This window comes from Paenibacillus sp. NN59, assembly GCF_057597225.1.
This window is the reverse complement of the sequence record NZ_CP199678.1, coordinates 1,170,440-1,183,926: the sequence shown is the minus strand read 5'-3', so window position 1 is coordinate 1,183,926 and position 13,487 is coordinate 1,170,440. Positions and strand designations below refer to the sequence as shown.

Genomic DNA, 13,487 nt, shown 5'->3' with positions numbered 1-13,487 from the left:
CTTTGGTGGCTGAAGCATATAGTGCAGCAACAGTATCCATTTTTTCACAAATGGGTGCTCCTTTCTCGCTTATCCTCGGTTTGGGATTTATGTTTCAGACGTGAGTCGTAGCTGTTTTGTTTCACAGCATACGTTATGATCCCCAGTCTAATTACAAGCCTTGTAGCTCATAATTATGTGTCATAGCCCTATTGCAAAAAAAGCTTATCTGCTTCGTTAATGATGAAGCACAGATAAGCTTTCTTAAAGGCCTATTTTAATCAGTCCAATTATATCTACATTTTATTGTAATTAAAAAATATGAATCTCTCAAAAAACAAAATTAGCTGTACATTAAACAAATACTTCAGTGATTTCCCCATAACTACACGCTCTAATTTTAGTAGTTATCTGAACTCACCAGCTAAATCAACTCCATCGAATGTAGCTTTAGGATAGTAAAACACAAGAATAGGTAACCCAGTGAATGAATCAGTCTTATTCAACGTCAGATAACTTACCTTACCAGATGAAGCCTGGCTCACTGTATTATTATAAATTTTCCCCATTGAACCATTTTCAAAGTTGACAATACCTACACAATCAATCTTGATTTCTGCTCGAATATTTCTTTTTATTGCACTAGTGTCCCATGCATCCATGTATAGTTTCCAACTATTTTTACCGAAGCTTGTATCATACTCCACATATCCCGTCAAAGCTAATGTTCTATCACTTCCTGTGAAATATTTCTTTGATGTAGATAAAATTGAAACTCCACCTTTATTTTGTTTATATGTTATATTATTGTTTAAAGATGAATACTTTATTAAAAATTGTGTGTCCTCCTCAGAGAAAGGTTCGTTTATATCATACTTGTCCAAAATATTTTGTATTTTAGATGTAATATCTTCTTCTCCGACACTTGCATATGCTGAATTTGTAAAAATAGTAGAAATAGATGTAGAAACAAAAAGTATAATTAAGAATATACTAATCTTCTTCATTGCACTTCCTCCTGAGATTTATTTTATGAAAGGGGTTTAGACATGGATATTGTTTGGAGCAATATAATATTCTTCATTCTTGGTCCTATAGGTTTAGGAGTATTAATCTTCGGAATAATTTATTATAGTAAGAAAAAGTCTTAAATTTATCACCTCCTACAAATAAACCTCCTCCCATATAATACTATATATTATATAATTATCCATTTAATCCTCTTTATAATTTTATTTTCCTACAAAACAATTGTGAATATATGTTTTATTCATTCTTATAACTTCAACATAGTATGTTAATTAAAAATCCATCAATACCCTTGTTCACCTTGAAAGGGTTATTGATGGATAAGTTCTAAAAGCAAGTATATCTATATAAAATACCTTGTACCTTTAAGTTCCTCTGATTTTTCTCCCTCGTTCAAAATACTCATGCAACCGATACAGACATATTTCCCGTGTCCAGCGATATAATACTTCCTTTTCTTCGGCATCCTGCACTTCTACATTCAGCGAAAACACGCCATTTTCGAACCGAGTCATGCTTCCCTTTGCTCCGCTCCACTTAGACATGGGCATGTCAATGATTAGCTTCTCAACCCCCCTTGCCGTCTTCTCATTCCATTCCACGAGTGAAGCCTTACCTTCGTCCGAAAAGTCCTTTCTTTTCCGATACTCCTTTTCTGTCAGATACGTATAGAAAAATTCAGCCATTTCACCCGGTGTGATCGGTTCCATCCAGTGCATCTCACCTCGCTCCAGCATATAGAGCAGCACGACCATTTTGTAGCTTTTGTTCATGAGCGTCTTCTCTACATCTCGCAGCCATGCCTCGTGCCGAACATAGATTTCCCCCTCAGTCGGGGATAATAATTCCGCCAAGTACAGGAAACCAACATATGATCCAAATTCGCTCCGGTATCCGATGCTTTTAGACTGACCCATAAGATGGAGCTCCAGATAAGTCGGGATGCGACCAAGCTCTCGTTTTACATTCAGAAAATCCTGATGCAATTTCTCGCGGCGTGGCATCCGTTTGCGGCTTAGCTCCTGAAGCAGATTCACTACTCGAGTCTCCAAATGAATGCCGCAGTTATCCGGAATCTCCGGTATAGCTACGTTCAGCGCTTTTCCACCGCGTTCCTCTTCTCCTCGTACATCAAACAGGCTAAGCTTCACATCCGCATTGCGGTAATTCCCGATCAGGTCGATGATAACACAGTGTGACTTCCCTTCCGCTAATCTCAACCCGCGACCTACCTGCTGAGTAAATACGGTAAGTGACTCGGTTGGACGAACGAAAAGTAGTGTATCTACGCTTGGAATATCCGTTCCTTCATTAAACAAATCGACGGTCAGCACAACTTCGAGTTCACCCATATCCAGTCGCCGGATGGCTTCCTCTCGCGACATCTCCGATGTACGCGAATGCAAACTAAGCACCTTTACCCCCTGACTGCGGAAATACGCAGCCAAGTAGTCCGCTTGACGAATAGATGAGCAGAATCCGATGGTTCTTGTCTGCTTGTGCCGCATCCATGCCGCATAGATCGTTTCCACATGCTCCTCTTGCAGCTGAACGGACATAAGCTGTTCCTCATCATACTTGGTGCCGATCCAGCGAATCTGCGAATAATCCGTATCGTCGAATACACCGTAATACTGAAATGGCGCAAGCCATCCACGCCGAATCGCTTCGATAAAATGCATCTGGTACGCGACATTCCCGTCACACAGCGCATATACATCCTTACCATCCAGTCGATCCGGGGTTGCCGTAATGCCGAGTAGAAACTGTGGACGGAAATATTCAATGACCTTCATATACGTCTTCGCCGCCGCATGATGGAACTCATCCACCACGATCAGATCAAAGGCATCAGCCGCAAACACATCCCGATGTCGTTGCAAACTCAGTGTATAGATTGAAGCGTACACACAGTCTGCCTCTCCATCCTTATGCTTGCCATTAAATATCCCATGACTACGTTCTGGCATGATCTGATGGAACGATTTTTTCGCCTGATTCAAAATCTCTTCCCGGTGCGCTATGAACAAAACCCGATTAAACCTTTGGGCGAAAAAACCCGCCAGATAAGTTTTACCAAGTCCAGTAGCCATCACCACCATAGCTCTTTCATACTGCTCCTCCATGGTGGCGTTCAATGCTTCGAGCGCATCTAACTGGGCAAATCGCGGCTGAATAGGCAAAAGAGACAAAACAGCAGGCTCTTGTTCGGTCTCCTCATCTGGCAGCCTTGTACCGAACTCCGCTTCCTCCATCTCCATGATCCGCTGGATCATCTCCGGGTTCTTCTGGTGATACTGCTGGTACTCTTCTTCATATTGTGCGATGGAATCCGGGTTCACTGGCAAGGTTGTCTCGTGATAGAAACTCTGCATGAACTTCTCCAAAGCCGACTGAAACGTATACGGCTCTGCCTCCGCATTCATGGCCAGATTCCATTCATACCCCGTCTTGAGTGCCGTGAATGAAAAGTTCGATGAGCCGACAATCAACATGCCTTCTCCATGTTCATGATCAAACAGATACGCTTTCGGGTGAAAAGAAGTCCCCATGCTTCGCCAAAGTCTTGCTTCGATTCGTGAATCAACTTCACATAGCGCCCGTAACCCTTCTGGCTGTGTGATGTATAAATAATCTCCCGCGAGCATCCGCACTTCTGCTCCGCGTTCTGCCGCCCGCTTGAGATGTGGAGCAAGCAGCTTCACTCCAGATTGCATCATAAAGGACGTCATAATATAAATCCCGGACGCATGCTGCATCCGGGTAATAAGTTCATCGGCCAGATTGTCGGTAATCAGTTTTACATTAAGCTTCGTCGACATCGATCAGATACACTCTCTCCTGAAATCCTCCGCGCGCCTCGGCTTTATCCGCACGCAGCTTGTCCAGTTGCGCGACGTTGGCTCCATGCACCTCTGCCAGCGCCCGGATCACTTCGAGCATATCCGCCAGTTCCTCCAGCGCTTCCTGATCACTTCCAGCGCTCATGTATTCTTCCGACTCTTCACTCAGCTTTGTTCTCAATTCTTGCTTATATTCCTCCGGGTCCAGAATGCGCGTCCGACACTCCTTACCGCTGGATGTAATAATATGCGGAATCTTGTCTCGCACCAATTTGTTGTATGTAGGCATGTGGTATATCATCCTCTCTACTGTGGCAGCTTTCCAGCACCGCGCCAGAATCTCCCTTTTTGCCATTATACCATTTGCCATGAATGGTGAACGGTTGATTTTGTAAAGTGGCGGGAGCAAATAAGAGGTAAAAAAAAGCCCATAACTACTCGTTTAGGAGTTGAGATGGGCCTACTTCGAAATTCGTGTTACCTATAAGGAATTCGGGTTCACATAACACCAATCAGAGAGATTAGAAGTTTTCAAAGCTTTATCCAGATCAGACAATGTATACACCCAATCTTCCTCTATCCAAACTATCATCTGTGGGTGTCTCGTAAGAAAATTATACAGAAAGGTCAGCGTGACCTCTTCATTTTGATAAACCTCATCAATAATAAGTGTGTTAAAGTATACCTGCCCATCCTCTCTCCATTCCAGCTCTCTGTATTGATGTAGAGCAGGTTCATCGTACACATCGACTCTGATCGTATTATTTACCTTGCCATGGTCTGACTCTTCTTGGTTTGGACATGAAATACCCAAGGCACAATGTTTCATGTTCTGCTCTGAATCTACATCTTGAATTCCATCAGTTAAATGTAGGTTTGATTCCAGACAAACTTGTCGTATATCTCTCACCAAACGATCTATGGATATATTACTGTTCTCTTCTACCAATACAAAAGCCGATGCCATTACTTCAGTACCTCCCTTAATTCATCCAACGAGTTAACTACTTTTACGCCCTTACTTTTTGCATAATCGATTTTCCCAGATGCAATTGGACCCGTATTTTCCAGCGGTGCGTCAATATATAAAACAACTTCCTTCTTATTATGATTAAAAAACTCTTTATGATTTATATCCACGAGTCTATCGATTTGGTCTATTTTCACTGCTCCCGCTGATTTTTTCACTTCAATAATTTGCGAGTTTGTAACAACATCCAGATCCGTAACTCTTAATTTATTGTCCACATTTTTAACTTCCACTCCAAATCCAGTTACCCCAACATGACTTTCTACAAATTCACCGACTTTCCCCTCAACAACTTTACCTGTATCACGGCTATTTTTTGCAGCATCTATAGCATGAGGTATATTTTTAGGATTTTGCTCGATCCATACAATTCTGTTGCCAGCATGGTTAGTATATTGTACTTCTAATCCTTTGTTCGTTTTGCTGAGTATCGGATTATCATGCAATGTTTTGTTGGGAACGTGACCGGGCTTCGCTGCTATATCTTTTGATAGCTTTAACCCACTTTTCGGAACCTTGTACCCCCTATTATACATTCCCGCAAAAGCCATCAACATATTACTGGCTTGCAGACTGGTTATTAGCAGTCTAGCCCTATTCTCGGAAACGGGTTCTCCTGAGAATGGGTATACCCCGTTCTTCAATTCATCGACCTGATACTGCATGATATCCTCACCCTCAGGCCCAACATCAGGTGCAGATTTCATGTCCAGTGACCCGGTATCTCTTTCATACGCACGAAGTGTTTCTGGTGTTACATTACCGTCTTTATCCGTTGGCATCATTTTACGGAATTGAGTATTATATACCATCGTGTACTCTGTTTTATCCGAATTGTGGTTTGAATCAGACACCAATTTCTGCAATGCGATCGAACCAGCAACTGCCCCCACGCTAACCTGTTCCTGATCCGCTTGTTGGAATCTCACAGCAATAGCCTTGAGATCTTGAGAGGACTTCACCATACTCTCCAGTGCACGATCCAGTACAGGACGAGATTGCTGAAAATCATAGAAAAACCGTTCCTGTGTGGCACCCTCCCACTGTGACTCGATGAAACCGATCCGTGCGCTCAGGTCACTTCGTATTGATTCCAGCTGCCGTCTTCCCTGCTCAATCTGTTTAGATACATGTAGTAGTTGCTCTGGTGTTACTTTAATTGTACTCATAAGGTTCTCTCCGAAATAAATATGATTTAACTATGTTAGCAGAAGTATAAGACACATACATCCGTCCAATATCCTGATTTTTCCTTATTATAAAAAACTTTCGCTAAGTACCTGTACTCTTGAAGTCCTATTTTTAATAAAGCTGACCACTACATTCAATTAATAGTTTATTTCAATTCTATATCATTTATCAGTCGGTTCTCTAACTCCTCTAGTATTTCTTCTGTTCGTTGAAGCAGCTTCTTGATGTTGTTTGGTTTTAGCGTCCGATCCTGGTTAAACTCTTCTATGGAAGACATATGTTGAATCGTACCGATAAACAAAGCGATATCCAGTCCGGGCACAGTATCCGTATGCACTATATTCAAAATCTCATTCATGGTAAGCTCCTTCGATGGATGTACTACATGATACTTTTGGATATATAACGCCTTGACCATAGAAGCTAGCGCACAATCGCAGAGGATCAGACAAGCCTGGAACTGATTGTGACTATGCATGATGTTGGCAAGTTTGATGTGATATTTTGTATGCTGGTGATAGTCCATTATGGTATTACGCACTATATAGTCATCTGGACTACGTCTGGACACAGATTCTATAGAGTCATAAGATCCTTGAAAACGTGGAGTAGAATCTTCTTGGTGATTACAATGTGCTTCGGTAATGGACCAATTTCTTGCCATTGTCATCCCTCCAATGAGTTAATACCAATATTATACAACAAAATGATACTCATAGTAATCAAATTTATATTTTGTATTCTTCGTTTGGTGTTTACCTTTAGGAAACTTGACTACACTTTTGAACATAGAGAGGTGAATACCATGAATGAGGATAGAGAAGTTTTAAAATTGGTCGGAGCCAGAATTCGTGCACTACGCAAAGAAAGAGGGTATTCACAAGAATCCCTCGGAGAAAAAGGCGGATTTCATTTTTCATACATAGGTCAGATTGAACGTGGTGAAAAGAACGTTTCTTTGGTGAACTTAGCAAAGATAGCTGAGTCCCTTGAAGTGAACTTAATTCAATTATTTGCGTATGTGGAGGAAGAATTTGAAGTAACCGAAGATGAGAAACAAATCAAGGAAATTGTACAACTGTTAAGAGACTCTAATTCAGAACATATACGCACAGCTAAAAATGTTGTAAAAGGAATACTAATGTAAATAAACCCTACCATCTTATCAGAATGATAGGGTTTATTCATTACGTGCAATCAATAATTCATTGTATTTTAGTTCTACTTTGTAAGTAACTCATCAATTCTTTATCCCGGCAGTAAACATAACAACCTTTCATCCCCCGAGACATCAAAATTTTATAAATGTTTTTCACCAGCTTAGTTAACTCCTCGTTTTTAAACTTAAGCCCTTTTTTCCCCATTCTATCCTTGTACTCATCATATTCTGAATAAAGCTTCATTTTTTCTGAATCAAACTTTAGATCATTTCCTATAATTACGCCCACATAATCAAATTCAAGACCCTGAGACGTATGAACACATCCAATTTGATCTATACCACTCTCATCTATAGCCCAAGTGCTTGATATGGAACGAGCATTCCAAGGCATAGCAAATTGATGTTCTTCAATGTTCACATCAGGAATTTCTCCATTGCGATTACCGTCCTTATCAGCAGTCCAATTCCAAGCAAATCCCGCTAGCATTCTTGCTTTATACCCCTGATCGTTTTTACTTTTGATAAGATCGTATAATTCATTTGGTGAGTCCATTAATTTATACTCAAAAGAATCTTGATCCCACCCATCGAAATTAGCAGTAGGGCGAATTTGCAATGCATTATCAACCCAATTTAGAAAACCCTCTGCTCCGGAGCAACGAAACTGTGCTGCTAGTGAGTATTCATGCACTTCCGAATTATAAACTTTTGCTAAACGTTTAATCTCTGCAATGGAACCTATATCTTCAGGTCGAATGCGTTGAAAATCATCTATGAAAAATACATTCACTTTAGAAGCTTTAATGATATCCTCGATCTGATTCTCCCCAAAGTATTGATATGCTCCTTTGCCCTTCAATCGGTGTGCTTCATCCACAACAAGCACGTCATACATGTTAGCTGGTTCTTTGTATAATTGACTCGATCCCGAAAATAACATCTTTGTCCGTGTCTTGTTTTTAGCCTGTCGTTTTGTCAAAGTTTCTACCATAACTGTTCGAAATGATGAATTGGGGGCAATAAATTTAACATTTAACTTGTTTCGGAGTAATCCACCAAGAGCATTCATGGATATTACGGATTTGCCTGTTCCAGGACCACCTTCCACAATAATGGTTCGTTTAACATCTGTTTGCTTGGCGAGACTCATTATAGCTTCATATGCAACCTTCTGCTCATCAAGCAATACAAAATCAGAGTTTCCCTGAAATAATCCATCAATATGATCAATTAGCTTTCTAGAGGGACGAATCCTACCATTTTCAATTAAATAAAGTAAGTTAACACCCTGCCCTTGACCTACGTGCCGTTTTAGGAAATTTTGAAGTTTAGATGTATCATCAGCTAAAAACAAGGGAGCTTCTCGTATAATATCTTGATATTGATCATATTGGAGGGGATCAGGATGAACCGTTCTGTAATTATGTAGATATGCACATGAGTATCCATTAATATCCTTGGAATAAACAGCCTCATTCATATCACTTAAATATTGTTTATATGACCAAGCCTGATACGAAGGGTGTGGTGTCTCCCTTGTTCTTCCTCCAATAAATGCCCTCACAATATCTTCACGATCCATAGCCTCGACTGCATCCCACTGTTTTAACTCCACAATCACAAAGTTGTCATTTTTCTGTTCATCCTGACCTGCAATGATAAAATCTATTCGCTTACTTGTAGAAGGAATATTATATTCAATCAATATACCGCAGTCATCTGCAACCTTAGAATTGCGAATAATTTTCTCCATAAACTGCATCGAATTATTCCAAGCTCTTACCTCACCTTTGTTTGGTCTCTTCCCCATACCTTTAATATAGGCTTCCTCAATTTGAAGTGTAATCTGATTATTATCAACTGATTCCCGGAAAGCTAATGCGTTACTGCTGTAGATAATCATGATGCACCCCTGAATTAATTTTCTTTAACTTCTTTTTTCTGTAATCCTAAAGCATTCGACATAAGGGTAGCTATCCCCGCTGCAAATAAGTGTAATTCCAACAATTTGTTTTGTATGTAATGAAGGAATTGAATTATTTTCATATAAGAGTTACTCATAATTGAATTTTGCATATTAAAATAAAATTCAGTTGTAGGCATAGGAACAGCAAAATGTAAGCAAAAAGTGTAATAAAAAGCTTTGCTATAAAAAACAATCATACTTCCTATATCAAAGTTATCTGCATAATTAAGAAACTCTAATGACTCACTTGTCTCAGCGAAAGATAGGTAGAGATATGAAAATACCATATCAGGAAATATTAAGGCAAACAAAGAAAATAGAAATATAAATATGATTTGATATCGAGATTTATTGTTCAATACTTTAGTCTTTACAAGCTTAAAAAGAGATTCGAAAATATAGAAAGCAATTATTAATGTAAACAATGCTACCAGAAGGGTTTTCAACATATCCCATGTTAGGTATCCTGCTATATAAACTAACATATTATTGCTCGAATATTGTTCAAATACTTTTATAAGGAAAGCATAATAAACAAAAAATAGAACCAAAAACATAACTAAACTTAACATAAGCATAATAACAACGGAAATATAAATGCCTAATTTCAATTTATCATTTATAACATGATGTAACACAACAAGAATATAAACAGGTATAAATAGTATCGTCACCGTGCTCAAAACAAAAAAGAATTCTACGGTCCATAAATGGATAAGCACTAATGAAATTGCCCCTAAGAAACAATATGCAATCCAAGATTTTTTAATCTTCTTGTGAAATTGAAAAGCTAATAGTATGATTGTTGACCAAATAACTATGACTTTCATATTTATGTCTTTTGAAAACAAAAATATCAGAAAATTAAATATATGTGGAATATATAACATTATAAAATAAGTTATATTACTACTTTTCATTTTATTATATCCCCTTATTTATTTAATTCCTCAAACAATACACTTATTCGCCACCGCCACCATCTTCGCTGGCATCTCTTCCCGCAGTCGCCATACAAAGCTCATGGGTTTGTTCCCTTCATGACTCACGTAATCCGCTTCACCCAGGAAGACAAATGGAGACGTATAACCATGCTCCTCCTTATACTCCCGCACGAAAAGTGCGATCCGATTCCCCGTCTCCCGATGATGAATATAACGCTGTGCAGTTGCGGTATGCTCCGACACCCTGCTTTGAGTCTGCCAGTGGAACAAGCGCTCGTTGATCGCATAATCCTCATACAGCGTGGAGGGCGAAAAGTCTTTATCCGATTTGTTCAGTGTAATGAAGAAGATATCCGTCTGTTCATCGGAAAAATATTTCACCCCTTCGCGGAAGGTTGGCGATTGCTCGGCATTCCAGTAGCCGAAAGCGGCGAGCACTTGGTCGATGGAGTACATACAGTGGATATCCAGTGGACAAGTGTACGGGAACGCGTTGCTTTTATCCACAAATCGCAGATGAGTGAGGTTATATTTGAAAATATCCACAAGCTCGGCCCGGAATGCTGCGCAAGACAGAACACGTGTAATCCCTTCTTGAATGCTGCTTAGCCCCAACTTCTCCGGTGCAGCCCGGTGGAAGGTGTAGTAGAACATGATCAACATGCGCTGTTCATCGGCAGTGGTAGGCTCTTTACCATTTTCAATATAGTCGATCAGGAACTTCAACCAGCTTCGGGAATTAATCGTCAGCACCGACGGCAATCTACGGATATATTCCACTTGCTCATCCTCTACTGGCTCGGTTAGTCCCGCTTCGGCCAACAGACCGCGGAAATATCTTTTACCTGTACGTCCACCATACAATTCATATAGTGTTATTCCATGATGCTCTACAAAATGAGCCAGCGTCAGCGGCAGTCCAGTGTCCTGCTGGAACGTTTGCAGTTTCTGGATCAGCGCTCTGCGATTGCGGCTCATCTGCTTCAGATTACGCATAACGTAATCCTTGGCCTGTTTTTCCAACTGAATAAACGTGCCACGAGGCAGGTTCGAAAAGCCGTTCTCGACATAATACGAGATGGAATGTTTGGTCGCACCGATCAGGGCGCGGAATTTATCCTGGTACCTGTATTCCTGATGCGCTTGCCCGATGAAGTCGAGCACGGTCAGGCACTCTTTGCCTTCTGCCATCCGTAGTCCACGACCGAGTTGTTGCAGGAATACGGTTAAACTTTCGGTCGGACGCAGGAACAAAATCGTATTCACCTCAGGGATATCCACACCCTCATTGTACAGATCGACAACAAAGATCAGGCGCAGTTCCCCGTTCACCAGTTTTCCTTTTGCAGAATGACGCTCCTGTTCACTTGATCCACCATGCAGCGCAATAGATGGAATGCCGGCTTCGTTGAAAACTTTAGCCATATACAGCGCATGATCTACCCCTACGCAGAAACCAAGTCCCTTCACATCATCCAGATCGGTGACGTATCGGTTCAGACTTTGCATGATCTGATTGGCACGGATTTTGTTATGGGTGTAGAGCTTCTCCAGTTCGTTCAGGTCATAGCCTTTACGTGACCACTTCACCTGAGACAGATCAACGGTATCGGTGACACCGAAATATTGAAATGGGCTAAGCAGCTTCCGGTCGATAGCATCCGTCAGACGGATCTCGGCGGCAATCGTATGATCGAAGTACGCGGTTATGTCTTTGCCATCCATCCGTTCAGGTGTTGCTGTGAGTCCTAGCAAAATCTGTGGCTCGTAGTGAGACAGCAGTTTCTGGTAGGAAGGTGCGGCAGCATGGTGAAATTCATCCACAATGATATAGTCGTAATAATCTGGACTGGTGATATCCGTTAACTTCATTGAATTCAGGCTCTGTATGCTGACAAACAAATGCTCCAAGGCCTCCGCGCGGTGACTCCCGACATGTAGCTCGCCAAAGTTCATATCCTTCAGGATATACCGGAACGTGTCGCGGCTTTGCTTCAGAATCTCTTCCCGATGGGCGACAAAAAGAAGCTTCGCTCCCGCGTGGTTTGCGCGGAATCGCTTGTAATCGAAGGCAGATATGACCGTTTTGCCAACGCCTGTGGCGGCGACGATCAGGTTACGGTTTCTTCCATACAGCGTGCGCTCGGCGCTCAGCTGTTCGAGCACTTCCTTTTGATAATCGTAGGGCTGGATGTCGAGGTGGAAGTGTCCGGTTTGGTCTTTTTTGCGGTTCAGAGCCGCTCTCAATTGTGCCTCATGCTCCTGATCCTCAGGTATGTATCTCGTAAATTCGCGATCATTCCAGTAACTCTCGAATGTCGCTTCGATCTTACGCAGCACATCCAGGGAATCCTTCTCGGTCACCTTGAGATTCCACTCCATGCCACTGGTCAGGGCGGGGTTGGACAAATTCGAAGAGCCGACATAAGCAGTCGTGAATCCCGTATCGCGATGGAAGATATATGTTTTGGCGTGCATCCGCGTGACTTTGGTATCATACGAAATCTGGATTTCAGTGTTCGGTAATTTGCTGAGCTCGGTAATCGCCTTGAGGTCGGTTGCCTCCATATAAGTGGTTGTAATGATCCGAAGTTTGCCTCCACCTGATGTGAATTGCTGGAGCTGTTCCAGCAGCAGGCGAAGCCCACTGAATTTGATAAAAGACACCAGCCAATCGATCCGGTCGGCGGTCACGATCTCTTTTTGCAACTCCAGCAGCATACTTGGTTCAGACTTGGCACCTGTGAATAACGAGCTTTGGGCGATCGGCGTATCCGGGCGAATGATCTTGCTATCCCGAATGGCACGGATGCTGTTCAGCTTGGAATACACATGGGTCAGCACTTCCCCCTGCTCATCCAGTTGCAAGTCGTTATACTCCTCTTCCCCCAACGTGCCTTTCAGGGTTGCAATAATCTCATTGCAGGTTCGAATCTGCTCTAATACGGCCATCTTGTCTTCCGTCTGTTCCCGTACAATCTTAAGCGCTCGCCGTGTCACCGCCGCCAGATACGTGGACAGCAATTTACGAGCTTCCTCTGCATCCAATTTCTCAGTCCCAATGTGATACACATCCGGGTCGAGCGCCGAAATCTCCTGTCTGGTGATTGTGTTGATAAGCTGTTCATATATACCTTGTTTCATGAATGTACCTCGCGAAGGTTAGAATGGTTGTGGATATGTAGTTGTGTTCCATTGATATTGCTTGGTATTGGTAAATATGGTCTCTACTCTATTATCGTCCAGCACGTGAGAAATTTCATTAGTATTTTGGATGGAATAGCAAACAGCACCTCTACTTGTGGTATGGTAACATATGTATATTACTATTTATTCAGAAGTT

Annotated in this window: 10 protein-coding genes; 1 reads left to right on the top strand and 9 read right to left on the bottom strand. The window is 41.6% G+C overall.

The annotated features are described in order from the left end of the window. Nucleotides 1-386: 386 nt before the first annotated feature. The 6 genes from ACT89M_RS05040 to ACT89M_RS05015 form a co-directional block, all read right to left on the bottom strand. On the bottom strand, nt 387-986 hold the full coding sequence (locus ACT89M_RS05040; RefSeq protein WP_487345026.1) for a hypothetical protein: 600 nt from the start codon (nt 984-986) through the stop codon (nt 387-389). Between the two features lie 387 nt (nt 987-1,373). Beyond that, nucleotides 1,374-3,830, bottom strand: coding sequence for a DEAD/DEAH box helicase family protein (locus ACT89M_RS05035; RefSeq protein ID WP_487345025.1), 2,457 nt, complete (start codon nt 3,828-3,830; stop codon nt 1,374-1,376). Further along, on the bottom strand, nt 3,814-4,140 hold the full coding sequence (locus ACT89M_RS05030) for a nucleoside triphosphate pyrophosphohydrolase (RefSeq protein ID WP_339835879.1): 327 nt from the start codon (nt 4,138-4,140) through the stop codon (nt 3,814-3,816). The genes ACT89M_RS05035 and ACT89M_RS05030 overlap by 17 nt, the downstream gene beginning before the upstream one ends. Nucleotides 4,141-4,332: 192 nt before the next feature. Next, nucleotides 4,333-4,818 (bottom strand): hypothetical protein, encoded by a 486-nt coding sequence (locus ACT89M_RS05025; RefSeq protein ID WP_251507748.1) that lies wholly within the window; start codon nt 4,816-4,818, stop codon nt 4,333-4,335. Then, nucleotides 4,818-6,050, bottom strand: a complete 1,233-nt coding sequence (locus ACT89M_RS05020) for a WXG100 family type VII secretion target (protein WP_487345024.1) — start codon at nt 6,048-6,050, stop codon at nt 4,818-4,820. Before ACT89M_RS05020 ends, ACT89M_RS05025 begins: the two co-directional genes overlap by 1 nt. A 167-nt stretch (nt 6,051-6,217) precedes the next feature. Further along, nucleotides 6,218-6,736: a hypothetical protein gene (locus ACT89M_RS05015; protein ID WP_251507744.1), complete on the bottom strand. Its 519-nt coding sequence runs from the start codon at nt 6,734-6,736 to the stop codon at nt 6,218-6,220. Between the two features lie 141 nt (nt 6,737-6,877). Here ACT89M_RS05015 and ACT89M_RS05010 point away from each other — a divergent pair, with 141 nt between their 5' ends. Next, nucleotides 6,878-7,219, top strand: a complete 342-nt coding sequence (locus ACT89M_RS05010) for a helix-turn-helix domain-containing protein (RefSeq protein ID WP_154959738.1) — start codon at nt 6,878-6,880, stop codon at nt 7,217-7,219. Nucleotides 7,220-7,277: 58 nt separating this feature from the next. Here ACT89M_RS05010 and ACT89M_RS05005 read toward each other — a convergent pair whose 3' ends face one another. Genes ACT89M_RS05005 through ACT89M_RS04995 form a run of 3 tightly spaced genes read right to left on the bottom strand, consistent with a single transcriptional unit; the run spans nt 7,278 to nt 13,288 of the window. Further along, nucleotides 7,278-9,137, bottom strand: a complete 1,860-nt coding sequence (locus tag ACT89M_RS05005; protein ID WP_487345023.1) for a DUF2075 domain-containing protein — start codon at nt 9,135-9,137, stop codon at nt 7,278-7,280. 14 nt (nt 9,138-9,151) lie between these two features. Further along, the gene (locus ACT89M_RS05000; protein ID WP_487345022.1) at nt 9,152-10,120 is read right to left on the bottom strand and encodes a hypothetical protein; all 969 of its coding nucleotides are present in this window, start codon (nt 10,118-10,120) and stop codon (nt 9,152-9,154) included. A 30-nt stretch (nt 10,121-10,150) separates the two neighbouring features. Beyond that, entirely contained in the window at nt 10,151-13,288 is a 3,138-nt protein-coding gene (locus tag ACT89M_RS04995; RefSeq protein WP_487345021.1) for a DEAD/DEAH box helicase, read from the bottom strand. Nucleotides 13,289-13,487: the final 199 nt, after the last annotated feature.